Source organism: Isoptericola sp. NPDC055881, assembly GCF_053615895.1.
In genome coordinates this window covers 45,889-69,368 of the sequence record NZ_JBSHCR010000017.1, presented here as the reverse complement: position 1 = coordinate 69,368, position 23,480 = coordinate 45,889, and the positions used below count along the sequence as shown (strand labels likewise).

25 protein-coding genes and 1 pseudogene are annotated in these 23,480 nt (G+C 73.7%); 9 read left to right on the top strand and 17 right to left on the bottom strand.

The window, feature by feature from the left end; genetic code table 11:
* Window positions 1-65: 65 nt before the first annotated feature.
* From ndk to ACWGKI_RS07930, 13 genes are all read right to left on the bottom strand, one after another.
* Entirely contained in the window at window positions 66-530 is a 465-nt protein-coding gene (gene ndk, locus ACWGKI_RS07990; protein ID WP_452186079.1) for a nucleoside-diphosphate kinase, read from the bottom strand.
* 138 nt (window positions 531-668) lie between these two features.
* The gene (locus ACWGKI_RS07985) at window positions 669-1,109 is read right to left on the bottom strand and encodes a DUF4233 domain-containing protein (RefSeq protein WP_380245138.1); all 441 of its coding nucleotides are present in this window, start codon (window positions 1,107-1,109) and stop codon (window positions 669-671) included.
* Window positions 1,106-2,833: an MDR family MFS transporter gene (locus ACWGKI_RS07980; RefSeq protein ID WP_452186077.1), complete on the bottom strand. Its 1,728-nt coding sequence runs from the start codon at window positions 2,831-2,833 to the stop codon at window positions 1,106-1,108. Before ACWGKI_RS07980 ends, ACWGKI_RS07985 begins: the two co-directional genes overlap by 4 nt.
* Before the next feature lie 77 nt (window positions 2,834-2,910).
* A complete protein-coding gene (locus tag ACWGKI_RS07975; protein WP_452186075.1) occupies window positions 2,911-3,519 on the bottom strand; it encodes a TetR/AcrR family transcriptional regulator in 609 nt (202 codons plus the stop codon).
* A gap of 57 nt (window positions 3,520-3,576) precedes the next feature.
* Window positions 3,577-4,290: a dihydroxyacetone kinase phosphoryl donor subunit DhaM gene (gene dhaM / locus ACWGKI_RS07970; RefSeq protein ID WP_452186073.1), complete on the bottom strand. Its 714-nt coding sequence runs from the start codon at window positions 4,288-4,290 to the stop codon at window positions 3,577-3,579.
* Window positions 4,287-4,955 carry a dihydroxyacetone kinase subunit DhaL gene (gene dhaL / locus ACWGKI_RS07965; protein WP_452186071.1) on the bottom strand — a complete coding sequence of 223 codons (669 nt, stop codon included), beginning with the start codon at window positions 4,953-4,955 and terminating at the stop codon, window positions 4,287-4,289. Before dhaL ends, dhaM begins: the two co-directional genes overlap by 4 nt.
* A 41-nt stretch (window positions 4,956-4,996) precedes the next feature.
* Window positions 4,997-5,992 (bottom strand): dihydroxyacetone kinase subunit DhaK, encoded by a 996-nt coding sequence (gene dhaK / locus ACWGKI_RS07960; protein ID WP_380245143.1) that lies wholly within the window; start codon window positions 5,990-5,992, stop codon window positions 4,997-4,999.
* A 132-nt stretch (window positions 5,993-6,124) separates the two neighbouring features.
* The gene (locus ACWGKI_RS07955) at window positions 6,125-7,573 is read right to left on the bottom strand and encodes a bifunctional folylpolyglutamate synthase/dihydrofolate synthase (RefSeq protein ID WP_452186069.1); all 1,449 of its coding nucleotides are present in this window, start codon (window positions 7,571-7,573) and stop codon (window positions 6,125-6,127) included.
* A 51-nt stretch (window positions 7,574-7,624) separates the two neighbouring features.
* A complete protein-coding gene (locus ACWGKI_RS07950) occupies window positions 7,625-8,104 on the bottom strand; it encodes a nitroreductase/quinone reductase family protein (protein WP_380245145.1) in 480 nt (159 codons plus the stop codon).
* 166 nt (window positions 8,105-8,270) lie between these two features.
* Window positions 8,271-11,615 carry an isoleucine--tRNA ligase gene (gene ileS / locus ACWGKI_RS07945; RefSeq protein WP_452186067.1) on the bottom strand — a complete coding sequence of 1,115 codons (3,345 nt, stop codon included), beginning with the start codon at window positions 11,613-11,615 and terminating at the stop codon, window positions 8,271-8,273.
* A 359-nt stretch (window positions 11,616-11,974) separates the two neighbouring features.
* Window positions 11,975-13,570, bottom strand: coding sequence for a molybdopterin-dependent oxidoreductase (locus tag ACWGKI_RS07940; protein WP_452186065.1), 1,596 nt, complete (start codon window positions 13,568-13,570; stop codon window positions 11,975-11,977).
* Between the two features lie 52 nt (window positions 13,571-13,622).
* Window positions 13,623-14,195, bottom strand: a complete 573-nt coding sequence (locus ACWGKI_RS07935) for a hypothetical protein (RefSeq protein ID WP_452186063.1) — start codon at window positions 14,193-14,195, stop codon at window positions 13,623-13,625.
* Between the two features lie 64 nt (window positions 14,196-14,259).
* Window positions 14,260-14,952, bottom strand: a complete 693-nt coding sequence (locus ACWGKI_RS07930; RefSeq protein WP_380245119.1) for a winged helix-turn-helix transcriptional regulator — start codon at window positions 14,950-14,952, stop codon at window positions 14,260-14,262.
* Window positions 14,953-15,095: 143 nt separating this feature from the next.
* On the opposite strand from ACWGKI_RS07930, the gene ACWGKI_RS07925 reads away from it, so the two are divergent.
* Window positions 15,096-15,935, top strand: a complete 840-nt coding sequence (locus ACWGKI_RS07925; protein WP_452186060.1) for a class I SAM-dependent methyltransferase — start codon at window positions 15,096-15,098, stop codon at window positions 15,933-15,935.
* 22 nt (window positions 15,936-15,957) lie between these two features.
* On the opposite strand, the gene ACWGKI_RS07920 is transcribed toward ACWGKI_RS07925, so the two are convergent.
* The gene (locus ACWGKI_RS07920; protein WP_452186058.1) at window positions 15,958-16,713 is read right to left on the bottom strand and encodes a tyrosine-protein phosphatase; all 756 of its coding nucleotides are present in this window, start codon (window positions 16,711-16,713) and stop codon (window positions 15,958-15,960) included.
* Window positions 16,714-16,883: 170 nt separating this feature from the next.
* Here ACWGKI_RS07920 and ACWGKI_RS07915 point away from each other — a divergent pair, with 170 nt between their 5' ends.
* The 3 genes from ACWGKI_RS07915 to ACWGKI_RS07905 are packed head-to-tail and all read left to right on the top strand — an operon-like array spanning window position 16,884 to window position 19,821.
* Window positions 16,884-17,912 carry a putative F420-0 ABC transporter substrate-binding protein gene (locus tag ACWGKI_RS07915; RefSeq protein ID WP_452186056.1) on the top strand — a complete coding sequence of 343 codons (1,029 nt, stop codon included), beginning with the start codon at window positions 16,884-16,886 and terminating at the stop codon, window positions 17,910-17,912.
* On the top strand, window positions 17,909-18,985 hold the full coding sequence (locus ACWGKI_RS07910; RefSeq protein ID WP_452186054.1) for a putative F420-0 ABC transporter permease subunit: 1,077 nt from the start codon (window positions 17,909-17,911) through the stop codon (window positions 18,983-18,985). Before ACWGKI_RS07915 ends, ACWGKI_RS07910 begins: the two co-directional genes overlap by 4 nt.
* Complete coding sequence (locus ACWGKI_RS07905) at window positions 18,982-19,821, top strand: putative F420-0 ABC transporter ATP-binding protein (RefSeq protein WP_452186052.1); 840 nt, start codon at window positions 18,982-18,984, stop codon at window positions 19,819-19,821. The genes ACWGKI_RS07910 and ACWGKI_RS07905 overlap by 4 nt, the downstream gene beginning before the upstream one ends.
* 13 nt (window positions 19,822-19,834) lie before the next feature.
* Here the strand turns inward: ACWGKI_RS07905 and ACWGKI_RS07900 are convergent, their stop codons facing one another.
* Together ACWGKI_RS07900 and ACWGKI_RS07895 are read right to left on the bottom strand one after the other, a co-directional pair.
* Window positions 19,835-20,335 carry a CoA-binding protein gene (locus ACWGKI_RS07900; RefSeq protein ID WP_452186051.1) on the bottom strand — a complete coding sequence of 167 codons (501 nt, stop codon included), beginning with the start codon at window positions 20,333-20,335 and terminating at the stop codon, window positions 19,835-19,837.
* Between the two features lie 40 nt (window positions 20,336-20,375).
* Window positions 20,376-20,831, bottom strand: coding sequence for an anthrone oxygenase family protein (locus ACWGKI_RS07895; protein WP_452186049.1), 456 nt, complete (start codon window positions 20,829-20,831; stop codon window positions 20,376-20,378).
* A gap of 50 nt (window positions 20,832-20,881) precedes the next feature.
* On the opposite strand from ACWGKI_RS07895, the gene ACWGKI_RS07890 reads away from it, so the two are divergent.
* Window positions 20,882-21,343 carry a hypothetical protein gene (locus ACWGKI_RS07890; RefSeq protein ID WP_452186047.1) on the top strand — a complete coding sequence of 154 codons (462 nt, stop codon included), beginning with the start codon at window positions 20,882-20,884 and terminating at the stop codon, window positions 21,341-21,343.
* A 43-nt stretch (window positions 21,344-21,386) separates the two neighbouring features.
* Here the strand turns inward: ACWGKI_RS07890 and ACWGKI_RS07885 are convergent, their stop codons facing one another.
* Entirely contained in the window at window positions 21,387-21,974 is a 588-nt protein-coding gene (locus ACWGKI_RS07885; protein ID WP_452186045.1) for a hypothetical protein, read from the bottom strand.
* A gap of 87 nt (window positions 21,975-22,061) precedes the next feature.
* Here ACWGKI_RS07885 and ACWGKI_RS07880 point away from each other — a divergent pair.
* The 4 genes and pseudogenes from ACWGKI_RS07880 to ACWGKI_RS07865 form a co-directional block, all read left to right on the top strand.
* Window positions 22,062-22,160 (top strand): annotated as a pseudogene (locus ACWGKI_RS07880) (HhH-GPD-type base excision DNA repair protein); the annotation flags it as partial.
* 11 nt (window positions 22,161-22,171) lie between these two features.
* Complete coding sequence (locus tag ACWGKI_RS07875; RefSeq protein WP_452186043.1) at window positions 22,172-22,423, top strand: hypothetical protein; 252 nt, start codon at window positions 22,172-22,174, stop codon at window positions 22,421-22,423.
* A 67-nt stretch (window positions 22,424-22,490) separates the two neighbouring features.
* Window positions 22,491-22,766 carry a DUF6959 family protein gene (locus ACWGKI_RS07870; RefSeq protein WP_452186041.1) on the top strand — a complete coding sequence of 92 codons (276 nt, stop codon included), beginning with the start codon at window positions 22,491-22,493 and terminating at the stop codon, window positions 22,764-22,766.
* Window positions 22,767-22,842: 76 nt separating this feature from the next.
* Window positions 22,843-23,439, top strand: a complete 597-nt coding sequence (locus ACWGKI_RS07865; RefSeq protein ID WP_452186039.1) for an HhH-GPD-type base excision DNA repair protein — start codon at window positions 22,843-22,845, stop codon at window positions 23,437-23,439.
* Window positions 23,440-23,480: the final 41 nt, after the last annotated feature.

The window sequence follows — 23,480 nt, the reverse complement described above, 5'->3', positions numbered from 1 at the left end:
CCTCAAACCGGTGGTTTGAGGACCAAGTCAGCACGCTCGATGCACCGGCAGGGCCGGTCGGTGGTTCAGAGAGCCGGGAACCAGAGCCCGATCTCGCGGGCGGCCGACTCGGGCGAGTCGGAGCCGTGCACCAGGTTCTGCTGCACCTTCAGGCCCCAGTCGCGGCCCAGGTCGCCGCGGATCGTGCCGGGCGCGGCCTCGGTGGGGTTGGTGGCCCCGGCGAGGGAACGGAACCCGGGGATGACGCCCTGGCCCTCGGCGACGACGGCGAGCGTCGGGCCGGAGAGCATGAAGTCGACGAGCGGCTGGTAGAACGGCTTGCCCTCGTGCTCCGCGTAGTGCGCGGCGAGCAGCTCGGGCGTCGCCTGCTTGAGCTCCACCGCGGCGAGGGTGTAGCCCTTCGCCTCGATGCGCCGCAGCACCTCGCCGGACAGGCCGCGGCGGACGCCGTCGGGCTTGACGAGCACGAGCGTGCGCTCGAGCTGGGGGGCGGCGGGCTCGGCGGGCAGGGTTTCTGCGACGTCGGTCATGCGCCAAGCCTATCGGCGCCCACCCGGTGCTCCGTCCGGCTCCGACCGGATCCGTCCGCCGTCGCCTCCCCCTCCTGCCAGGACGGGGCCTGTCGCGCCGCCCGGTCGGACGACGAGACAGGCCCCGTCTCGAAGGCGTCAGAGGTTGGGCGCGGTCTCCGGGTGCTGGGCGTCGTAGTCCGCGCGCTCACGGTCGATGCGACCGCCGAGGCGCAGCGCCACGACCCACATGGCGACGAACACCACGCCGACGACGAACATCATCGGCAGCAGGAGCCCCGTCGCCAGCACCGGGACCTGCACGACCGACCCCGCGTAGTACCCCAGCGGCGTGCCGACCATGCGGGACATCACCAGCAGCACCACGAAGAGCAGGCCGACGACGGTCCACAGCGCCACCGGCGACTCGATGACCAGCGGTCCGCGCTCGTATCCGGAGTTGCGCAACCCGTAGAGGGCCACGCCCGCGAACAGCACCACGAACGCCTCCAGCTGCAGCATCATCGACGTGAACTGCACCTTGGCGGGCTTGCGGGGCTTGATGCGGTCCCCCGGGCGGGGGCGGTCGTCCTTGCTCACGACCCCACGATATCCGCGCGCTCGCGGGTCGCGGGACCGTCGGGACCGGAGCCGGCCTCCGCCGCTGCCGCGTCGCCCGCGATCCCGACCTCGTCCACGACCACGTCACCGGCCAGGTCCCCGCCCACGCCGCCTGCCGCGACGGCCTTGGCGGGGTCGGTCACCGCCTCGCCGCGCGCCACCATGCCGGCGACGTCGGAGAGCTTGATCACCGGCAGGAAGATCGCGAGCACCAGGCCCAGCACGATGAGAGGCAGGAGGTACCAGAACGACGGCGCCAGGGCGTCTGCGTACGCGTTGATGACGCCCGACTTGAAGGGCTCGGGCAGGCTCTGCACGAGCGCCGGGGTGAGCCCGGCCTCGCCCGAGCCCGCCGCCCCGGCAGGCGCCCCCGCGAAGACGTCCGTGAGGTTGTCCGTGAGGCGCGAGGTGAAGATGGTCGTGAACAGCGCGGAACCGACGGCCGCACCGATCTCGCGGAAGAAGTTGTTCGCCGACGTCGCGGTCCCGAGCTCGCGCGGGTCCACGGCGTTCTGCACCGCAAGGATGATCGTCTGCATGACGAGGCCCATGCCGGCGCCGAGCGCGAAGATCATCGCCCCGAACAGCCACATGGACATGTCCCCCGACAGGGTGGTCAGCCACACCATCGCGAGCCCGACGATGGCCAGACCCGCCACCGGGAACACCTTGTAGCGCCCGGTCTTCGAGATGGCGATGCCGGACGCGATCGAGGTCAGCATCATGCCGGCCATCATCGGGAGCATCAGCCAGCCGGACTCGGTCACGCCCGCACCGGTCGACATCTGCAGGAACGACGGGAGCAGCGCCATGGCCGAGAACATGCCCATGCCGAGCACCAGGCCGATGAGCGTGGTGATGGTGAACGTGCGGTTCTTGAACAGGCGCAGCGGGATGAGCGGCTCCGCGACCCGCGTCTCCACCACGATGAAGGCCGCGACGGCCAGCAGGGTCACGACGACGAGGCCCGACAGGCGCCAGTCGCTCCAGTCGTAGCCCTTCGACGAGAGCGACTTCCAGCTCGTGACGAGCACGATCCCGGTCGTGGCGACCGCCATCGTGACGATGCCGGCCCAGTCCACGGGTCGCGAGGAGCGGTGCGACGGCAGCTTGAGCGAGAACCACGCGATGGCGAAGGCGATGATGCCGATGGGGATGTTCAGCCAGAACGTCCAGCGCCAGCCCGGACCCTCGGTGAGCCAGCCCCCCAGGAGCGGGCCGAGCACCGCGGAGATGCCGAAGAGGGCACCCAGCGGCCCCATGTACTTGCCGCGCTCGGAGGCGGGCACGATGTCGGCGATGATCGACTGCGACAGGATCATCAGACCGCCGCCGCCGAGGCCCTGCACGGCGCGCCAGAGGACGAGCTCGGGCATGTTCTGCGCGAAACCGGCGCCGGCGGACGCGAGCGTGAACAGGCCGATCGCGACGAGGAACGGCCAGCGCCGCCCGTACAGGTCGCCGAACTTGCCGTACAGCGGCATGCCGATGGCGACGGCGAGGATGTAGGCCGTGATGACCCACCCCTGGTGCTCGACGCCGTTGAGCTCACCGACGATCGTGGGCATCGCGGTGCCGACGATCGTCTGGTCGAGGGAGGACAGGAACATCGACGCCATCAGGGCGCCGAAGATCAGCCAGACGGTGCGCTGCGTCAGGACGACGAGCGGCTTGTCCGGCGCGGTAGGAGCGGCATGGCTCATGGGACACCTCGGATCGGTGGCGCGCGGGGCGCCGGGTAGTGACGGAGCTGGGGGGAGGTCGTGGGGCGTGGCCGGGGTCAGGCCGTGAGGATCGCGGCGAGCCGGGCGAGGACGTGCGGCACGCGGTCGCCGACCTCGCCCGTGTGGTCGGTGCGGACCCAGTCGTCCATGGCCGCGCGGGTGACGACGAAGACGACCATGGCGCACATCTCCGGGTCGGCGGGCAGGGGGACGGCCTGGTGCCGCCGCTCGAACAGCGCGACCACCTGGGCCTTGTGGCGTTCGAACCAGGCGAAGTGCCGGCCGAGCAGGCGGGGCTCGCGCTGGAGGATCTCCAGCATCTGCTCTCCCTGGTGCTTCCCCGGTCCGGCGAAGGCGTCGAGCATCGACCGGACGAGCACCTCGAGGTCCGCGGTCAGGCGCCCGTCGGGGCCGCCGGCCGCGAAGGCCTCGCGGACCTGGGCGCCCAGCTCGAACGAGCCCTGGCCGAGCACGGCGTCGTCCTTCGACTCGAAGTAGTTGAAGAACGTGCGCGGCGAGATCTCGGCCGCCTCGGCGATCTCCTCCACGGTCACCGCGTCGAGCCCACGCTCGAGCACGAGGCGCTGGGCGGCGTCGACGATCGCGTCCGTGCGCGCGCGCTTCTTGCGCTCGCGCAGTCCGAGGTCACCGGTGGGAGGAGTCACCGGATAATGATGCACCCGCTGCAACATTGCACCAAGTGCAATGCCTGGTGATCGTCCTCACACCTCGCCGAAGCCACCCTCGATGAGCCCGGCCACGGTGGCGACCGCCTCCTGCGCGTCGGCGCCGCGGGCGGTCACCTCGACCTCGGTCCCGGCCGTCGTCCCGAGCGCCATGAGCTGCAGGACGCTCGTCGCGTCCACGCCCTGCACGGTGACCGGGCCGCCGAACGCGGCTGCCGCGCGGGCCACCACCGCCGCGGGACGGGCGTGCAGGCCCAGCGGGTTGCGGACGGCGACGCGCGCCGTCACCAGGTCGGCGGGCTCGGCCGGGGCCGGTGCGACGTCGCCGGCGGCAGGCACAGCTGGCACGGCGGGCACGGCAGGCACGGCTGGCGCGCCCGCCTCCTCCGCGGCCGCGAGCACCGCCTCGACGCTGCCGTCCTGCTGCGCCGCCACCGCCGCCGCCACGGCTCCCTCGACGAACGGCGCGTCGGCCAGGCGCACCCGGCCGGCCAGGTCGTCGTCCAGCTCCAGCGCCGTCTCGACGGTGAGCACGGCCGAGCCGAGGTCGGCCAGCACCACGACACCGTCGGCGCCCGGCAGCACGGTCGCGAGCGCCTCCTGCACGACCTCCAGGGACGTGCCCAGACCGCCCTCGCCGTCCCCCGCCCCGCACGCCACGACGACGTCGGGGGCCATCTCGCGGGCCAGCTCGGCCGCCCCCTCGGCGAGCCGCGCGGAGTGGGAGACCAGCAGCAGCCCGACGGTCATTCCGGGTCCGCCCCCGCGCCGTCCACGCCGTCGAGCGCCGCGTCCAGCGCCGCACGCAGCAGCAGCGCCGTCGAGCGGGCACCCGGGTCCTGGTGTCCCGCGCTGCGCTCGCCCAGGTAGGACGCACGGCCCTTGGTGGCCACGAGCGGCACCGTCGCGAGCGCCCCGGCGTCGGCCGCGTCCGCGGCGGCACGCAGCACCCCGACCGGGTCCTGCCCGGCGTCCGCGGCTACGGTGGCCGCCTCGACCGCCGGCGCGAGCGCGTCGACCATCGTCTTCTCCCCGACCTGGGCCTTGCCGCGCGACGTCACGCCCTCGAGCGCCGCCTCGAGCAGGACGACCACGCCCGACTCGTCCACGCTCGGGCGGGCGGAGCGCTTCGCGGCCCGCAGGAACGCCGTCCCGTACAGGGGTCCCGACGCGCCGCCGACCTTGGACATCAGCGTGGTGGCCACCAGCATGAGCACGTCACCGACGTCCGTGCGCTCCGCGGTGCCCGGCTCGTCGAGCTTGGCGACGACCGCCTGGAACCCGCGGTTCAGGTTCTCCCCGTGGTCGCCGTCCCCGATCTGCCGGTCGAGCTCGGTGAGCTCGTCCTTCGCCCCTGCCACGACGTCGGCGGTGCGCCGCACCCAACGCTCCGCCCAAGCCACGTCGAGCCCCATCCCCGCACGCCTCCTCGCCTCGGGACGCTCGTCGGCGCCCGTCACCAGTGCAACGCCGCCGTGCGCACCGGCGCGTCCCACAGCTCCCGCAGCTCGTCGTCCAGCCGCAGCACCGTGATGGACGCGCCCTGCATCTCCAGCGACGTCACGTAGTTGCCCACGAGCGACCGGGAGACGGTGACGCCGCGCTCCTCGAGCAGCCCGCGCGCTCGACCATAGACGACGTAGAGCTCCGACAGCGGCGTGCCGCCCATCCCGTTGACGAACAGGAGGACGTCGTCACCGTCCGCCAGCCGCAGGTCCTCGACGACCGGGTCGAGCAGCCGGCGGGTGATCTCGGTGGCGCCGGCGAAGGGAATGCGGTGGCGGCCCGGCTCCCCGTGGATGCCGATGCCGATCTCGACCTCGTCGTCGGGCAGGTCGAAGGACGCCTTGCCCACGTGCGGCACCGTGCAGGCGCTGAGGGCCACCCCCATGCTCCGCACGTTCGCCACCACGCGGCCCGCGACCTCGGTGACCGCGCCGAGGTCGTCGCCGCGCGCCGCGGCCGCGCCCGCGATCTTCTCGACGCACACGGTGCCGGCCACGCCGCGGCGGCCGGCGGTGTACAGGGAGTCCTCGACCGCGACGTCGTCGTTCACGAGGATCGTCGTCACCTGCGACCCCTCGGCCTCGACGAGCTCCACCGCGGTCTCGAAGTTGAGCACGTCACCGGTGTAGTTCTTCACGACGGCGACGACCCCCGCGCCGGCGTCGGCGCCCAGGATCGCGGGGACGATCTGGTCCGGCGTGGGTGAGGTGAACACCGCGCCCGGGACGGCGGCGTCGAGCATCCCGTCGCCGACGAACCCGGCGTGCAGCGGCTCGTGGCCGGAGCCGCCGCCGCTGACCAGCCCGACCTTGCCGGCCACGGTTCCGCCGGCCCGCGACACGTAGACGGGCTCCGTGTGCACGTCGACGAGGTCGGCGTGCGCCAGGGCGAACCCCGCGAGCGAGTCGGTGACCGCGTCCGCGGGGTCGTCGAGCAGCTTCTTCATGTCCTGCCTCCTCGGCTCCCGGCCTGCCCAGCACCGAGGCGGCCTGCCCCCATCCAACACCCGGCGGCGGCGACCCGCAGCGTCCCGGCCCCCCGCCCCGGCGACGTGGTGCAGGGGGTGGCGCGGGGGTCCTCAGCCCCGGCCGAGCAGGATCCGCGCGTCCGCGACGGTGATGACCGAACCCGTGACCAGGACGCCGCGCCCCGTGCCGACGCCGACGCGGTCGCCGCTCTCGGCGAGGTCCGCCGCGACCTGCAGCGCCTCGTCGAGGCGGGCCGTGGTGCGGACGCGGTCCTCGCCGAAGATCTCGCGGGCGACCTCCGCCAGGTCCTCGGGGTCCGCGGAGCGGTCCGAGGAGTTGCGGGTCAGCACCAGCTCGGTGAGCGCGGGCTCGAGGGTGGCCAGCAGGCCCTCCACGTCCTTGTCCGCCATGACGGCGACCACGCCGACCAGGTGCGGCAGGTCGAACTCCTCGTCGAGCGCGTCGACGAGCGCCTGCGCACCGTGCGGGTTGTGCGCCGCGTCGACCAGGACGGTCGGGCTGGAGCGCAGCACCTCGAGACGCCCCGGCACGACGACGTCCGCGAACGCGACCTCGACCACGCCGCCGTCGAGGGCGCGCCCGCCGAGGAACGCCTCGACCGCGGCCAGCGCCAGCAGCGCGTTGTGGGCCTGGTGCACGCCGTGCAGCGGGACGAGCACCTCGGTGTAGAGCCCAGCGGGGGTCCGGAGGTCCACGAGCTGACCGCCGACCGCCACCCGCCGCCCGGCGACCTCCAGCTCCAGGCCCTCGCGCAGCAGGTGCGCGGAGACCGCCGCCGCGCGCTCGCGCAGGATCTCCGCGACCACGGGCTCCTGCTCGGCGCTCACCACCGTGGCACCGTCCTTGATGATCCCGGACTTCTCCGTCGCGATCTCCGCGAGCGTCGAGCCGAGCCAGCGCTCGTGGTCGAGGCCGACGGGGGTGAGCACGGCGACCTCCCCGTCCACGACGTTGGTGGAGTCCCAGCGCCCGCCCATGCCGACCTCGATCACGGCGACGTCCACGGGGGCGTCCGCGAAGGCGGCGACCGCCATCACGGTGAGCACCTCGAAGAAGCTCAGGCGAGGGCCGCCGGCCTCCTGCGACTCGCGGTCCACCACGCCGATGTAGGGAGCGACGTCCTCCCACACCTCGACGAAGCGGGCGGCGCTGAGCGGCTCGCCGTCGACCTGGATGCGCTCGGTGACGCTGGTCAGGTGGGGCGATGTGAACAACCCCGTGCGCAGCCCGTGCTCGCGCACGAGGCGCTCGGTCATGCGCGCCGTCGACGACTTGCCGTTGGTGCCGGTGAGGTGGATCGCGCGGAAGGCGTGCTGCGGGTCGCCCAGCAGCTCGAGCACCCGCTGGACGCGCGCGAGCGTCGGGTCGATGTCGTGCTCCGGCGCGCGGGACATGATCTCGGCGTAGACCTCGCGCAACGACTCGGCGGCGACGGCGTCGTCGGCCGCCTGGCGGGCGGCCTGGCGCTCGGCCGCACGGGCCTTGCGCGCGGCGGACGAGGACTGGTGCTCAGCGTCGGGGGTCAGGTCAGAGGTCACGGTCCGAGGATAGGCGGTGCAGGCCGGCGCTCCTCCCCCGTGGGACCGGGGTCAGCGCGGCGCGAGCACGACGACCGGCGTCTCGCCGGCCCGGTGAGCCGCGAACCGGTCGACGTCGCCCCAGCCCCGGTGGCTCCCGACGAGGGCCCACAGCCGGTCGCGCTCCGGCCCCTGCGCCGCCGTCGCCCGGACGGGCCGCGCGCCGTCGACCGTGTCGACCTCGGCGTCGGGGTGCGCGCGCAGGTTGAGCCACCACGCGGGCGGCGGGTCCCCCCACCCGTTCATCGCCAGGGTGACGTACCGGCCGTCGTCCTCCACGTAGCCGAGGATCACGGCCCGTTCCTGCCCGGAGCGACGCCCGACGACGCGCAGGCGCAGCATGCCGAACCTGCCGCCGGGGGTCGGCCGGCGCAGCGGCCACCGCCCGCCGGTCAGCCGGTAGCCGGCACGCTGGAACGCCCACGCCGAGCGCACGAACCAGCGCGGCGGCACGAACGGGGGGCGGGCGTCGGGGGCGGGTGTCGCGTCCATGGCGGGGGGCTCCTCGCGGGGCGCCGGCGCCGGCGCGCCGGGCTGTCCTCAGGCTAGCCCGCCGCGTTGTCCCAGGCGCGCGGACGCGTGCCCTGCGCGAGGTCGGAGGGAACCTCGACCTCGCGCAGGGCACGGCGCGAGCGCGGCGCACAGACCGCCAGCAGGTTCAGCCGGCCGGAGTCTCCCGCTTGCTGACGCGCACCGTGCGCTCGCCGTCGCCTGCGGCCACCGCGACGTCGAGGGCGAGCGTCTCGCGGGCGATGAGCTCGCGGTGCCGCTCCACCGCGGGGACGTGCTCGGCCGGGACGGCGAGCTCCAGCGCGATGCGGTCGCTCACCTCGAGGCCCGCGGCCTTCCGGGCGTCCTGGACGTCACGGATGACGTCGCGCGCATACCCCTCGGCGCGCAGCGCGTCGTCCAGCGCGAGGTCGAGGACGACGAACCCGCCGCCGGGCAGCACGCTCGCCGCGACCTCGCCGCCCGCGCCCTCGGCGACGACGGTCGTCAGCTCGTACTCCGCCTCGAGGAGCGGCTCGTCGCCGGACTCGGTGGTCACGACCACCGTGCCGTCGTCGTCACGCCGCCACGCCCCGGACTTCGCGGCCTTGATGACCGACTGGACACCGCGGCCGAGGCGTGGGCCGGCCGCCCGGGCGTTCACGGCGAGGCGCTCGGTGATGCCGAACCGCTCGGACGCGTCGGCGTCGGCCTCGACGAGGTCGACCGCCTTGACGTTGAGCTCCGAGGTCAGCAGGCCGACGTAGTCCGCGAGCGCCGCAGGGTCCGGCACGGCGACCGTGAGGCGGGCCAGCGGCTGGCGCACCCGCAGCTGGTGCGCCTTGCGCAGCGCGAGCGCGCTGGACACGACGGCGCGCACCTCGTCCATCGCGGCGACCAGCTCGTCGTCGCGCACGAGGGCGGGCTCGATCGCGCCGCCTGCCTCGCCCGACGACGCGGGCCAGTCCGCGAGGTGCACGGACCGGCCGCCCGTGAGCCCCCGCCAGACCTCCTCGGTGAGCAGGGGCGCGAGCGGGGCCATGACCCGGGTCAGGGTCTCGAGGGCGGTGTACAGCGTGTCGAACGCGTCGGCGTCCTCGGCCCAGAAGCGGTCGCGCTGGGTGCGCACGTACCAGTTGGTGAGGACGTCCAGGTGCTCGCGCACCGACTCGCACGCGCCGGAGATGTCGTAGGCGTCGAGCTGCGACGTCACGGTGGCGACGAGGTCGTGCGTGCGCGCCAGCAGGTACCGGTCGAGCGCGGGCAGACCCGCGACCCGCTCCGCCGTGATGGGCTTCGCCGTGTAGCCCTGACCGTCCGCGGCGCTGTTCGCGTAGAGGGTGAAGAAGTAGTAGGTGCTCCACAGCGGCAGCAGCACCTGGCGCACGGCGTCGCGGATGCCCTCCTCCGTGACGACGAGGTTGCCGCCGCGCAGGATCGGGCTGGCCATGAGGAACCAGCGCATGGCGTCGGAGCCGTCGCGGTCGAAGACCTCGGACACGTCCGGGTAGTTCCGCAGCGACTTGCTCATCTTGCGGCCGTCGGAACCCAGCACGATGCCGTGCGAGACGGCGCTGCGGAACGCCGGCCGGTCGAACAGGGCCGTGGCGAGCACGTGCAGCGTGTAGAACCAGCCACGGGTCTGCCCGATGTACTCGACGATGAAGTCGCCCGGGTAGTGGTGCTCGAACCAGTCCGCGTTCTCGAACGGGTAGTGCACCTGGGCGTACGGCATGGAGCCCGAGTCGACCCACACGTCCATGACGTCCTCGACGCGGCGCATCGTGGACTTCCCGGTCGGGTCGTCGGGGTTGGGCCGCGTGAGGTCGTCGACGAACGGGCGGTGCAGGTCCGGCTCGCCGTCCGCGTTGAGCGGGAGGCGGCCGAAGTCGCGCTCGATCTCCTCCAGCGACCCGTAGACGTCGAGCCGGGGGTGCGCCGGGTCGTCGCTCTTCCAGACCGGCACGGGCGAGCCCCAGAACCGGTTGCGCGTGATCGACCAGTCGCGCGCGTTCTCCAGCCACTTGCCGAACTGGCCGTGCTGGATGTGCTCGGGCGTCCACGAGATCTCCTCGTTGAGCTCGAGCATGCGCTCCTTGATCTTGGTGACCTCGACGAACCACGACGACACGCCCATGTACATCAGCGGCTGCCGGCAGCGCCAGCAGTGCGGGTAGGAGTGCGCGTAGGACTCGCGGCGCAGCAGCACCGTGCCGGTCGTGGTGGAGCCGGCGTCGGCCTCGCCCCGGGTGCGGGCCTTGAGGTGGTCGATGATCGGCAGGTTCGCGTCGAAGACCTGCAGGCCCGCGTACTCCTCGACCGGGTGCGTGAACTTGCCGTCCGCGCCCACGGGCATGACGGACGCGACGCCCTCGCGGTCGCACACGACCTTGTCGTCCTCGCCGAACGCGCCGGCGCTGTGCACCAGGCCGGTGCCGTCCGTCGTCGTCACAAAGTCGGCCTCCACCACGCGGTGAGCCCGCTCGCGGCCCTCGTAGTAGGAGAACGGCGGCACGTAGGAGGTCTGGAGCAGGTCGCGGCCGAGCAGGTGCCCGACCACGCGCGGCGCCTCCTCGCCCTCGTCGGTGAGCTCGCGCGAGTACGCGTCCACGCGTGCCGCGGCGATCACGTACCGCTGCGACGTGCCGGTGAAGGACGACTCGACGACGGCGTACTCGATGTCCGGCCCGACCATGACGAGCAGGTTGGAGGGCAGCGTCCACGGCGTGGTGGTCCAGATGAGGAGCTTGTCCCCGGGCCGCACGACGTCCTGGCCGGCCGGGACGGTCGCGACGTCGAAGCCGACGGTCACGGCCGGGTCCTGGCGCGTCTGGTAGACGTCGTCGTCCATGCGCAGCTCGTGGTTGGACAGCGGCGTCTGGTCGTTCCAGCAGTAGGGCAGCACGCGGAAGTCCTCGTACACCAGGCCCGCGTCGTAGAGCTTCTTGAAGCCCCACAGCACCGACTCCATGTACGTGACGTTGAGCGTCTTGTAGTCGTGGTCGAAGTCGACCCAGCGCGCCTGGCGGGTGACGTAGTCGCGCCACTCGGACGTGTACTTCAGCACGGACGCGCGGCACGCCGCGTTGAACTTCTCGATGCCCAGCTCGAGGATCTCGTCCTTCGTCTTGATGCCGAGCTGGCTCATGGCCTCGAGCTCGGCGGGCAGGCCGTGGGTGTCCCAGCCGAACCGGCGCTCCACGTGCTTGCCGCGCATGGTCTGGTAGCGCGGGACGACGTCCTTCGCGTAGCCGGTGAGCAGGTGGCCGTAGTGCGGCAGGCCGTTGGCGAACGGCGGCCCGTCGTAGAAGACGAACTCGTTGCTGCCGTTCTCGCCCGCCGCGTTCTTCGCGACCGACGCACGGAACGTGTCGTCCCCCGCCCAGAACTCCAGGACCTCGCGCTCGATCGCCGGCAGGTCCGGGGACGCGGGGACGCCGGCGATGCCGAACGCGGCGCCCTGCTGTGCCGACGGCTGGTCGGGGGCGGACGAACGGTGCTGCGGATAGGCCATGGGTGGGCTCCTGGGAGAACGGGCGGGCGGGTGGTACGGGTCGGCGGTCGAGACGGTCGTGCTGCTGCCGTGCGAGGACGACGCCCCGCCCCGAAGGGCGCAGGAACCGCGGTACCACCCCGCTTGCGGACACCCTGCCGAGACCCCGGCACGGCGCCCGCCGCTCGTTCACGGCTGTGACGGGCCTACCCGTCCGGTTCTACTGAGAGCGGGGTCCGCTCCGTTCTTCCGGAGGCTCGCCGGTGATGGCCGGGTCGACGCCTGTGCCTCCATCGTAGCCAGGCGCGCAAGCCTGGCACCCACGCACTCGTCGCGTTGGTCGGGACGGTCGTGGGCGCACGGCCGGCGCTGAGACCCGGTCAGGCGATCGTCACCGGGATGGTGTGCCAGCCGGACGCACCGTCGGGCGCCGGCGGAGCCTCGGTCTCGACCTGCACGTTCCCGTCGGCGTCGGTCGCGCGCACGGCGACGACGTGTTCGCCGGGCGTCGCGTGCCAGTCGTGGCGCCACTGGCGCCACGTGTCCGGGCCGACGGTGTCCGCGAGCTCCGCCTCCGTCCACGCGCCGTCGTCCACCCGCACCTCGACGCGCGCGATCCCGGTGTGCTGCGCCCACGCGACCCCGGCGAGGGTCACGGTGCCTGCGGGCAGGTCGTCGCCGGGACGGGGCACGTCGATGCGCGACGACAGCTTGATCGGTCCGAGCGCCGACCAGCCGCGCGGCGTCCAGTAGCCCTGGTCCGCGGCGAAGGTCGTGACCTTGAGCTCGGTGACCCACTTGGTCGCCGACACGTACCCGTACAGGCCCGGCACCACCAGCCGCGCGGGAAAGCCGTGCTCGGGCGGCAGCGGCTCGCCGTTCATGCCGACCGCGAGCAGGCTCTGCCGGCCCTCCTCACGCAGCACCTCCAGCGGCGTGCCGGCGGTGAACCCGTCCGTGCTGCGCGAGAGCACCATGTCCGCCCCGGCCTGCGGCCTCGCGCGAGCCAGCAGCTCCCGCACGGGGTAGCCGAGCCAGCGGGCGTTGCCGATCAGGGAGCCGCCCACCTCGTTCGAGACGCAGGTCAGGGTGACGTCGTGCTCCTCGAGCGGCAGGGCGAGCAGGTCGTCCCAGGTGAGGGTGAACGGCTCGTCGACGAGACCGGTCACCGACAGCGTCCAGTCCCCCGGGTCCACCTGCGGCACGATCAGGGCCGTGTCGATGCGGTAGAACTCCGGGTTCGGGGTCACGTACGGGGTGAGGCCCGCGACGCGGAGGTCCGCTCCGGCGGGCACGGGCGGTGCCGTGGTCGCGGGTCGCGGCAGCCGGATCGCCTCGCGCGCGGCCTGCACCGCCCGGCCCCCGGCCGAGACGACGCGCGAGGCGCCCAGCGCGACGACGGCTCCGGCGGCCGTGATGCCGGTCCACTGCAGGAAGCGGCGCCGGTCCATCGCCGCGCGGTGCTCGCCGCCGGGGCGCTCGTCCGCGGCGAACCACTCCTCGACGCGGCGCAGCAGCGCGCTCAGGAGCGCGATCGCGACCACGCCGCCGACGAGGCTGGGCAAGGCCCAGGCGATGCCCGCGCCGGGGCGGCGCGCGGCGACGATCGCCGCGGCCGCGCAGACGGCACCCAGCAGCACGGCGCCCCACGGCGGGCGACGCCGTTCGAGGACGCCCACGAGCGCGGCGCCCGCCAGCGCGACGACACCCATCGTGGCGAGCAGCACGGCCTTGTCGGCGGTCCCGAACCACGAGACCGCGAGGTCCTTGAGCCAGCCGGGGACGCCGTCGACCACGGCCCCGCCCGCGGCGACGACCGGGCTCGACGCCGGGTCGACGACCGCCGCCGCCAGCTCCGCGACCGCGAGCCCCGCACCCGTCGCGACGACGCCCGCGAGGGCGGACCACCACCCGTCCCGTCGTCGCGGCTCGGGCGTGGCCGCCGGCCCGGGCTCCCCGGGCGTGGTGCTGCTCATGCCCTCAGCGTCCCACCTCGCGGAGCCGCCACCTGGACGGACGACCGGTCCGTCACGTGTCCGTAAGGCGCCCGGTGCCCCCTGCGTCGGCCTGCGGCACGCCGGGGTCCGGCCAGCCGGCGAGGTGGCCGAGCCAGGCGATCGCCAGCCACGTCCCCTGCACGACGATCTCGAGGTCCGGACCGACGACCGTGGCGTCGCAGCGGGTGTCGAGCGTCGTCGCGCCGTGCTGCCCGGGCGCGACGACGAGCGAGCGCAGCGAGAGTGCGGCGGGGTCCAGGACGACCTCGCCACGGGGTGCCGGGAGCTCGACCCGGAACCGGCCGGCGGTCGCCCACAGGTGCGGACGGCCCGCCCAGGAGGCGGGCGCCCACGGCGCGGTGCCTCCGACGACGATGCACGGGAGGTCGGCGACGGGCTGCGCGGGGTCGCGGGGCACGCGGGGTGCGTCGGTGCCGAGGCGGGAGAGGTCGGACACCCCGCCCGTGCCGCCCGCGACCGACACAGCGAGGTCGACGGCGGCGCTCACCAGGCCCACGGCCGCCCCGGCGCCCGCCCGCGCCCCGAGGCGCCGCCGCCGGGGTCGGCGCCACGAGATCGTGTCCTGGACCCGTGGCCTCATCATGGCTGCGAAGGTAGCGCGTCGAGGAGGGTGCGTCGAAGGTCGCGGGGCGACGGCCGCGGCCGGGTCAGGCGTCGGCGGCTGCCCGTCCCGGTCGCGGCACGCCGGCGAACACTGACTGCCCCAGCCATCGCGGCACCTGGCGGCGCACCGCCTCCGGGCCGTCGAGCACGACGTCCCGCGCTCGCAGCGCGCCGTCCCAGGTGACGTCGCCGCGCCACAGGCGGGTCAGCGTGCGCAGCGGCGTCGTCACCACCACCGCGGTGTCGTAGCCAGGGTCGTAGTCGCACACCTCGACCTGCCCGTCCCGCACGACGATCCACCACCGCGACACGCGCGGGGCGACGTCGGTGAGGGCGAACGCGACCACCGTGCGCTCGCGGGGCCACGCGGCGACGTCGATGGTGCGCCGCATGTCCCACAGCAGCAGGTGCGGGTCGAGGTCGGCCTCGCCGAGGCCCCCGACCCACCGCGTGCCCCACGCGCCGAGCGCCTCCACCACCGGGCGCAGCTCCTCGCCGGCCGGGGTGAGCACGTAGCGGGCGTGCCCTTCGTCACCGGTGCGCCGCACGACGCCCGCCCGCTCCAGGGTGCGCAGGCGCTTGGCGAGCAGCGTCGGTGACATCTTCGGGTTGCCGCGCCGCAGCTCGTTGAACCGGGTGCTGCCCAGCAGCAGCTCGCGCACGACGAGGAGCGTCCAGCGCTCGTCGAGCACCTCCATCGCCTTCGCCACGGGGCAGAACTGGCCGTAGCCCGCCATCCCCCCAGTGAACGCCCGCCGGACGCGGCGCCGCCAGTACAGATCCAGGACTTCGCCCGGTCCAGATCTGGCACTGGATGCGAGGCGACGCCGCACGCACCGTGGAAGGAAGGCAGAAGAGCCCCGCACCGAAGGAGACCCTCATGAGCATCACCGAACCCGGGACCGCCCCCGCCGAGCTGCTCGACGCGGTCCGCACGAAGCACCGCGCCGTCTGGGAGTCGGGCGACTACCCGGCGGTCGCCGACCAGGTCATCCCGTCCCTGGGCGCCGTCCTCGTCGAGGCGTGCGACGTCGGTCGCGGCGACCACGTGCTCGACGTCGGCGCCGGTTCCGGCAACGCCTCGATCCCGGCAGCCCTGGCGGGGGCCGACGTCGTCGCCTCGGACCTCTCCCCCGCGCTGCTCGACGCCGGACGACGGCGGGCCGCCGACCTCGGCGTCACCCTGCGCTGGGAGACGGCCGACGCGCACGCGCTGCCCTTCGGCGACGGCGCGTTCGACGTCACCCTGTCCTGCGTGGGTGTCATGTTCGCGCCCTTCCACGAGCTCGCCGCAGGCGAGCTCGCCCGGGTCACGCGGCCGGGCGGCACCCTCGGGAACATCGCGTGGACGCCCGGCGGGTTCATCGGCGAGATGTTCGCGACTCTCAAGCCGTATGCGCCCCCGCCCCCGCCCGGTGCGTCGGCGCCGCCGCTGTGGGGCACGGAGGAGCACGTGCGGACGCTCCTCGGTGACCGCGTCGCCGACGTCCGGGCCGAGGTGCGCGGGCTCGTCGTGGACCGGTTCGCCGACGGCGCCGCGTTCCGCGACTTCTTCAAGGCGACCTACGGGCCGACCATCGCGACGTACCGCCATCTCGGGGACGACGACGCCCGCGCGGCGCAGCTCGACGAGGCGCTCGCCGACCTCGGCGACCGGCACCTGCGCGACGACGGCACGATGACGTGGGAGTACCTGCTGGTCCGCGCGACCAGGGTCTGAGCCGCGGCGCCGTGCGGCGCGGTCAGCGGAGGAGGCGGTGACGGACGCGGGCGAGCTCCGCGTCCGTCACGCCGTGCGCACGCAGGTAGCCCGCGGGGTCCACCCCGTCGAGGACCTCCTCGAGCGCACGCGCGACGTCGCGACACCAGGCCGTGAGCTCCGCAGGCCCCCGGTGCGGCTCGTCCCAGCCGGGCACCGTGGCGGCGCGCTCGTTGTTGGCGCGGACGGCGAGCAGGTAGTCGTCGACGATCACGCGTCGCGGCACGCCGACCAGCGTGAGCAGGAGGGCGGTGATCATGCCGGTCCGGTCGCGACCACCCGCGCAGTGGTAGACGACGGCACCGTCCGGCGCGGCGGCGAACACGTGGAACACCTCGGCGACGAGGCCGGGCCAACGCTCCAGCACGGTCGGGTAGTAGCGGGGCGTGTGGAGGTGCGGCGCCCAGTCCCGCATGAACTCCTCGTCGTCCGGGTCCTCGACCGGCAGGGCGTACCGCACCACCGAGGGCGGCAGCTCCAGCGGCTCGACCTCCGCGGCGTTGCGCAGGTCGACGACGGTGCGGACGCCGGCAGCGGCTATCGCCGCCAGGCCGTCCGGTCCGGCGTCGTCGAGCCGCGACGTGCGATAGAAGCGGCCAGGGCGCGTGCGGCCACCGTCGCCGGTGGGCAGCCCGCCCAGGTCCCGGGCGTTCGGCAGCGCTCCCCAGCGCACGGCGCGCGCGTCGACCGGCGGTGCGGCAGGGACGGTGGGCGAGACGGGAGCGGCCGGGAGGGTCACAGGCGCCAGTCAACCGCACGGCACCGCCGGCGCGTACTAGGCTCGGCGGCGGATCACGGGCACGACTCTGGCCCGTCGGCGCGACCCGGGCTGTGGGCCGCGGTTCCACCGGTGCGAGATGCCGCGCCGTCGGACGACGACACAGACGACGACACCTCTGGAGCTTTCGCGTGCCCCGCCTCCCCCGCACCGCCGTGCCCGGCGCTGCCCTCCTCGCCCTGTCCCTCGTGACCCTCGCGGGCTGCGCCCAGGACCCCGCCGACGCCGCCGCGTCCCCCGCAGCCTCGGACCGAGCCGGCGCCCAGGGCACCAGCTATCCGCTGACCGTCGAAAACTGCGACACCCGCACCACCGTGGACGCCGCGCCACAGCGTGTCGTGACGATCAAGTCGAGCACCACCGAGATGCTCCTCGCGCTCGGGCTGGGCAACCGCATCGTGGGTTCCGCGTTCCTCGACGGCCCGGTGCCGGACTCGCTCGCCGACGCGGCGGCCGGCGTCCCCGCCGTCACGAGCCCGATGGCCGACCAGGTCCCCGGCGCCGAGGCGGTGCTCGGGCTGGAGCCCGACCTCGTGTACGCCGGCTGGGAGTCGAACCTGACGGCCGACGGTGCCGGCGACCGGGACACGCTCGCCAAGCTCGGCGTGGCGACCTACGTCTCGCCCGCCGCGTGCAAGTCCCCGGGAGCGATGCCCGACCCCCTGACCTTCGACGACGTCTTCGCCGAGATCGCCGAGGTCGGCACGATCTTCGACGTGTCCGACGCCGCGGACGACCTCGTCGCCGCCCAGCGCAAGACCCTCGTGTCCGTCACCCCGGACGACCGCGGCCTCACCGCCCTGTGGTACTCCTCCGGCGACGACATCCCGTACGTCGGCGCCGGCATCGGGGCCCCGCAGATGATCATGGACGCCGTCGGCCTGCAGAACGTGGCGGCCGACGTGCACGACACCTGGACCTCGTTCTCGTGGGAGCAGGCGATCGACGCCGACCCCGACGTCATCGTGCTCGTCGACGCGACGTGGAACTCCGCCGAGCAGAAGATCGAGCGGCTCGAGTCCAACCCGGCCACGGCGCGGATGACCGCCGTGCGCGAGGGCCGGTACCTCACCGTGCCGTTCCCGGCGTCGGAGGCCGGCGTGCGCAACGTCGACGCCGTCGTGGACCTCGCCGACCAGCTGGCGGGCCTCGACCGGTGACCGTCGAGACACGGCCGGCGCCGCCGTCCACGGCCCCGCCGACGTCCGCCCCGCGGCGTCGCGGCGCCGCGTGGTGGCTGCCCGCCGCGGCCGCCGTGCTGGTCGGCACCGTCCTGGTGTCCGTGACCATCGGGCCGGTCGACCTGTCCGTCGCGGACGTGTGGCGCTCGATCGCGACGCACCTCGGCCTCGGCGGGTCGCTCGGTCTCGAACCGCTCGGGGCGCTGCCCGACGGCATGGTCTGGGAGCTGCGGCTGCCGCGCGTCCTGACGGCGGCGGCGGTGGGCGCCGGGCTCGCGGTCTGCGGCGTCGTCATGCAGTCCTTGACGCGCAACCCGCTGGCCGACCCCTACCTGCTCGGCCTGTCGTCGGGCGCCTCCCTCGGGGCGGTGCTCGTGCTCGTCGCCGGCCTGACCGTGCTGCTGCCCCTCGCGGCGTTCGGCGGCGCGGTGGCGGCGCTCGCCGCAGCGCTCGGGCTCGCCGGGGCGATCGGCACCATCACGCCCACGCGCACCGTCCTCGCCGGGCTCGCCGTGAGCCAGCTCGCCGCCGCCGCGACGAGCTTCGTCATCTTCTGGTCCGCGACGGGCGACTCCTACCGCGAGATCCTGTCGTGGCTCATGGGTTCGGTGGCCGGGGCGACGTGGACGTCGGTCGCCATCACCGGGGTCGCGGTGCTCGTGCTCGGCACGCTCCTCGCCTCGACGGGGTCGGTCCTGGACGCGTTCACCTTCGGTGACACGGCGGCCGCGGCGCTCGGCGTGCCCGTCGCGCGGGTGCGCTGGCTGCTGCTGGTCGGCGTCGCGCTCCTCACCGGGGCCCTGGTCTCGCAGTCGGGGTCCATCGGCTTCGTCGGCCTGATCCTGCCGCACGCCGTCCGTCTGCTCACCGGTGCGCGGCACCGGCTGCTGCTGCCGCTGTCGGCGCTGTGCGGAGCGTCGTTCCTGGTCTGGGCCGACACCCTGGCGCGCACCGTGTTCGCCCCGCGCGAGGTCCCGGTGGGGATCGTCACGGCGGCCGTCGGCGCCCCGGTGTTCGCCCTCCTGCTGTGGCGCGGCCGGAGGATCGCATGACGGCCGAGACGCGCTTCGACGCTCCGGCGGGCAGCCCGACCGACCGTGCGGGGCTGGACGCCGCCCGCGTCTCGTGGTCCGCCGCAGGCCGGCTGATCCTCGACGGCGTGGACGTCACCGCGCCGCCCGGCGCCGTGAGCGGTCTGCTGGGCCCGAACGGGTCGGGCAAGTCGACCCTGCTGCGCGTCGTCGCCGGCGTGCAACCTCCCTCCGGCGACGGGGCCGCAGCACCCCGCGTCACGTTGGCAGGGACGGACCTGCTCGGGCTGCCGCGCCGCCGTCGCGCGCGCACCGTCGCCTTCGTCGAGCAGGAGGCGTCCACGGAGCTGCCGGTCACGGTGCTCGACGCCGTCCTGCTCGGGCGCATCCCGCACCGCTCGCTCCTCGCCGGGGACTCCGCCGCGGACCGGGCCGCGGCCCTGGCCGCGCTCGACGAGGTGGGCGCGGCCGCCCTCGCCGGCCGTGAGGTCACGACCCTCTCCGGCGGCGAGCGCCAGCGCGTGCACATGGCGCGGGCCCTCGCGCAGGAGCCGACGCTGATCCTGCTCGACGAGCCGACCAACCACCTCGACATCGCCGCGCAGCTGGACGCGCTGCGCGTGCTGCGCCGTCTCGCCGACCGAGGCGTCACGGTGCTGGCGGCCCTGCACGACCTGCAGCTCGCGGCACAGCACTGCGACCACGTGGTGCTGCTGTCCGGCGGGCGCGTCGTCGCCGCCGGGGAGGTGCGCGACGTCCTCGTGCCCGACGTCCTGGACCCCGTCTACGGCGTGCGCACCGAGGTGCTCACCCACCCGCGCACCGGGCGGCCGGTGCTGACGTTCGCGCCGCGCTGACCGCTCCGGCGGGCTACCGGCGGCCGAGCTCGATCGCCGGGCAGCGGTCCATGACCATGTCGAGGCCGGCGGCGCGCACCCGCGCGGCGGCGTCCTCGTCGATCACGTCCAGCTGGAACCAGACGGCCTTAGCGCCGATCGCGACCGCCTCGTCCGCGACGGCACCCGCGAGCTCGGAGCGGACGAACACGTCCACGACGTCGACGGGGAACGGGACGTCGGCCAGGCTGGCGTAGCCCTGCTCGCCGTGCACCGTCTCGGCGCCCGGGTGCACGGGCACGACCCGCTTGCCTGCCTGCTGCAGCACGCGCGCGACGCCGTACGCGGCGCGCTCGGTGTTGTTCGACAGGCCGACGACGGCCCACGTGGTCGTGTCGGCGAGGAGCCGGTCGACGGTCGCCGTCTCGCTCTCGCTGGTGGTGCTGTCGTGCTGCCCGGCGGCGTCCGTGGTCATGTCCGGTGCAACCGTGGCGTCGAGCGGCCTGTTCCAGTCCTGCGGGTCCCTGATCCTCATGCCTGCTCCCCTCTCGTCCGTTCCCTCGTCCCTGTGGTCGTCACACCAGCGCCAGGCAGGCGAGCGCGCACGACGCGGCGCACGCGACGGTGCGCACGTGGTTCCACCGGGTCCACGGCCGGTGGAACGCGGCCCACCCGGCGGCGTCGCGGCGGGCGGCGAGCCGGTCGTTGAGCGGCACGTTGCCGGCCGCGGTGACGCCCAGCATGCCCACCAGCACCACGACCGCGCTCGCGACGACCCACCATGCGCCGTCGTCCCCGCCGGCGAGACCGACCACCGCCGTCGCGACCGGCAGCAGGACCGCCGCGCCGAACAGCGTCATGAACGGCGGCCGTACCGCCTCCTCGTTGATCGCCGCCATCGCGGTCGCGGCGTCGGCCGGGGCGAGTCGGCGCAGGCCGGCCAGGACGAACGTCGAGAACGCCGCGAACACCCCGCCCGCCAGGCCGGTGACCAGCGCCGTCAGCACGACGAGCACGTCCCAGAGATTCATGGGGCCCAGTCAACCAGCGGAGCGGGCCGGGGCGCAGCAGGATGGACGGCATGCCCGTGCCTCCCGCCGTCGCCAAGGCCACCAAGCGCTTCAACCCCTACGCCCTGAAGATCAGCTCGCGCGTCCCGCCGTGGGCCACCCTGCACCACGTGGGCCGCAAGAGCGGGCGCGAGTACCGCACCCCCGTCGTCGCGTTCGCCGCCCGCGCACCGATCGACACCCGCGTGGAGCGACCGGGCGACCCCGTCGAGATCGGCGAGTACCGCGACGTCCTCGTGCTGCACCCCCTCCCCTGGGGCCCCGACGTCGACTGGTGCCGCAACGTCCGCGCCGCCGGGTCCTACCGGCTGACCCGCAAGGGCGTGGACTACCGCGTCGACGAGCTGCGCGTCGTCGACGGCGACCACGGCCGCGGGCTGCTCGACGGCGCCGTCGGCTCGATGACGGGCGTCATCGGGATCCAGGCGTTCCTGGTGGGGCGGCTGCGGCGGCCACCTGCCGACGCGTCGTAGGGATCGAGCCCCGTGTGGACCGGGTGGGCCGTCGAGCCCGCGCTCAGCCCTCGGGGGCGGGCCCGGCCACCAGGGCGAGCGTCTCTTCATAGCGTCCACCGAAGTCGATGCGCGTCACGTCGTCGGGATCGAGCGACCGCGTCTTGCGGTGCCACTGGCCCTGCGTGTCGACCTCCAGGAGACGCAACCTCCTGTCATCGACAGAGACCAACGAACCGACGTAGCAGATGTCGGGTCGGTCGAGCTCCACGAAGGTCGCGCTCATCGGTGCGAGGGCAGCCGCGGAGGTCGCTGCGCCCCGGAGATCGTCGAGAGCCACGTCGGGGACCTGCGGCGGCCATTCCGCGCGAGCACGCAGGGCCTTGATGGTGAAGCTGTCGTGATCCGGCTCCACGGTGACGGCCTGGATGTCCTTGAGCCTCAACAGCGTCCAGCCGTCGAGGCTGACGCGGTCATCCAGCTGCGCGAGCGCCACCCAACGGGCACCGACGCCGACCACGAACCCTTCGATGTGGTCCGCGCCGCGTATCCAACGCCGCACGCCCACCGCGAGCCGCTCCTGGCTCGCGCGCTCCAGGCGTTCACGGACCGCCTTCTTGTCGCAGGGCGGCCTCGGCTTCTTGCTCGGCATGGAGCCCATGATGCCCCTCGACGATGCACCGTCGACGACGTGACCTGCGGAGCGACGACAGGTGGGCGAACAGGGCAGGATGGCCCCATGACCGCACCGCTGTGGATCACCGGCGACCCTGAGACGGACGCGCTGCTGAGCGACGACATGTTCGCGCTCCTGGTGGGCATGCTGCTGGACCAGCAGACTCGTTAGCCATGGACCGCCGCGATACGTCGATCGACGGCTATCGGTTCGTCGGTCGGGGACCGAGCGCCACGGGCCCGGGACCGGGCTGGACCATGCGACCCGATCTGTACGCTCGTTGCATGCGGTGCGAAGACCTGCTTGGTCTTGATCCTTCCGCCGACGCCACCTGCCGATGCGGACGGCTCTACAAGGACACGAGCTACGGGCGTTTCGGTTCGGCCGACGGCGACGACGACATAGCCATCTTCATCGCCACCTAAAGCCGCGCGACCGTGCCATCGATACGCACAATTCACAAAAAGCAGCCGCGAACCGAAAGACGAGGGTATGGAGCGAGTTGAGGTCGAGCTGTTCAGCGATCCGGGCAACGACGCAGTCGTACGCATGCCAGGCCGTCGCTTCCCCGGCGTCCTCATCCAGGGCGACAGCCCGCATGAACTCCGCGAGAACGTGCAAGCAAGCCTGGAGCTCGTGACAGGTCGCCGGATCTCAGATGCTCGGGACGAACTACAGGCGCTCGTCGCGCAACTCGACAAGTCACTGGACCGATACGAAGCAGCGCTGGCCGCGCACAGGCTCCCGCTTCCGTTCCGCCGCACGTGAGGCCGCCACTCACTCTCAGTCGGAACTCCGGCCCAAGCGTTTTCGAGCACACCCCGTCTGGTCGACGATGGGATTCATGACAACAAGGCTGTGGATCACCGGCGACGCCGAGACAGACCAACTGCTCAGCGATGACCTTTTTGCCCTACTTTGCGGCATGCTTTTGGACCAGCAGTACCCGATGGAGCACGCGTTCGCCGGGCCGCGCAAGATCCGCGACCGGCTGGGCAGCATCGACCCGCAGGCGGTGGCGGACGCCGACCCGGACGAGTTCGTGACGCTCGCGACCACGCCGCCGGCCATCCACCGGTACGGGAGGTCGATGGCCGCGCGCGTGCAGGCGCTGGCCCGCGCCATCGTCGACGACTACGACGGCGACGTCGCCGGGCTCTGGACGTCGCCGGGCGCGGAGGGGCCGGCCACGGGCGCCGAGGTCCTGACCCGGCTGCGCGCGCTGCCCGGTTTCGGGGAGCAGAAGGCCAAGATCTTCCTGGCCCTGCTGGGCAAGCAGCGCGGCATCCGCCCTACTGGGTGGCAGGAGGCGGCGGGGCACTACGGCGACGAGGGGTCGCGGCGGTCGATCGCCGACGTCACGAGCGCGGAGTCGCTGGCGGAGGTGCGCACGTTCAAGAAGGCGCAGAAGGCGGCGGCCAAGGCTGCGAAGCAGGGCTGACGACGCTCGCCGGACTCGACCGGTCACCCTGGCCAGGCCCT

What these genes read in the sequence shown, in the direction of transcription:
- ndk (WP_452186079.1), bottom strand. Translation starts at nt 530, where the DNA reads ATGACCGACGTCGCAGAAACCCTGCCCGCCGAGCCCGCCGCCCCCCAG.
- ACWGKI_RS07980 (WP_452186077.1), bottom strand. Translation starts at nt 2,833, where the DNA reads ATGAGCCATGCCGCTCCTACCGCGCCGGACAAGCCGCTCGTCGTCCTG.
- dhaM (WP_452186073.1), bottom strand. Translation starts at nt 4,290, where the DNA reads ATGACCGTCGGGCTGCTGCTGGTCTCCCACTCCGCGCGGCTCGCCGAG.
- dhaL (WP_452186071.1), bottom strand. Translation starts at nt 4,955, where the DNA reads ATGGGGCTCGACGTGGCTTGGGCGGAGCGTTGGGTGCGGCGCACCGCC.
- dhaK (WP_380245143.1), bottom strand. Translation starts at nt 5,992, where the DNA reads ATGAAGAAGCTGCTCGACGACCCCGCGGACGCGGTCACCGACTCGCTC.
- ACWGKI_RS07950 (WP_380245145.1), bottom strand. Translation starts at nt 8,104, where the DNA reads ATGGACGCGACACCCGCCCCCGACGCCCGCCCCCCGTTCGTGCCGCCG.
- ileS (WP_452186067.1), bottom strand. Translation starts at nt 11,615, where the DNA reads ATGGCCTATCCGCAGCACCGTTCGTCCGCCCCCGACCAGCCGTCGGCA.
- ACWGKI_RS07940 (WP_452186065.1), bottom strand. Translation starts at nt 13,570, where the DNA reads ATGAGCAGCACCACGCCCGGGGAGCCCGGGCCGGCGGCCACGCCCGAG.
- ACWGKI_RS07935 (WP_452186063.1), bottom strand. Translation starts at nt 14,195, where the DNA reads ATGATGAGGCCACGGGTCCAGGACACGATCTCGTGGCGCCGACCCCGG.
- ACWGKI_RS07930 (WP_380245119.1), bottom strand. Translation starts at nt 14,952, where the DNA reads ATGGCGGGCTACGGCCAGTTCTGCCCCGTGGCGAAGGCGATGGAGGTG.
- ACWGKI_RS07925 (WP_452186060.1), top strand. Translation starts at nt 15,096, where the DNA reads ATGAGCATCACCGAACCCGGGACCGCCCCCGCCGAGCTGCTCGACGCG.
- ACWGKI_RS07905 (WP_452186052.1), top strand. Translation starts at nt 18,982, where the DNA reads ATGACGGCCGAGACGCGCTTCGACGCTCCGGCGGGCAGCCCGACCGAC.
- ACWGKI_RS07900 (WP_452186051.1), bottom strand. Translation starts at nt 20,335, where the DNA reads ATGAGGATCAGGGACCCGCAGGACTGGAACAGGCCGCTCGACGCCACG.
- ACWGKI_RS07895 (WP_452186049.1), bottom strand. Translation starts at nt 20,831, where the DNA reads ATGAATCTCTGGGACGTGCTCGTCGTGCTGACGGCGCTGGTCACCGGC.
- ACWGKI_RS07890 (WP_452186047.1), top strand. Translation starts at nt 20,882, where the DNA reads ATGCCCGTGCCTCCCGCCGTCGCCAAGGCCACCAAGCGCTTCAACCCC.
- ACWGKI_RS07885 (WP_452186045.1), bottom strand. Translation starts at nt 21,974, where the DNA reads ATGCCGAGCAAGAAGCCGAGGCCGCCCTGCGACAAGAAGGCGGTCCGT.
- ACWGKI_RS07875 (WP_452186043.1), top strand. Translation starts at nt 22,172, where the DNA reads ATGGACCGCCGCGATACGTCGATCGACGGCTATCGGTTCGTCGGTCGG.
- ACWGKI_RS07870 (WP_452186041.1), top strand. Translation starts at nt 22,491, where the DNA reads ATGGAGCGAGTTGAGGTCGAGCTGTTCAGCGATCCGGGCAACGACGCA.
- ACWGKI_RS07865 (WP_452186039.1), top strand. Translation starts at nt 22,843, where the DNA reads ATGACAACAAGGCTGTGGATCACCGGCGACGCCGAGACAGACCAACTG.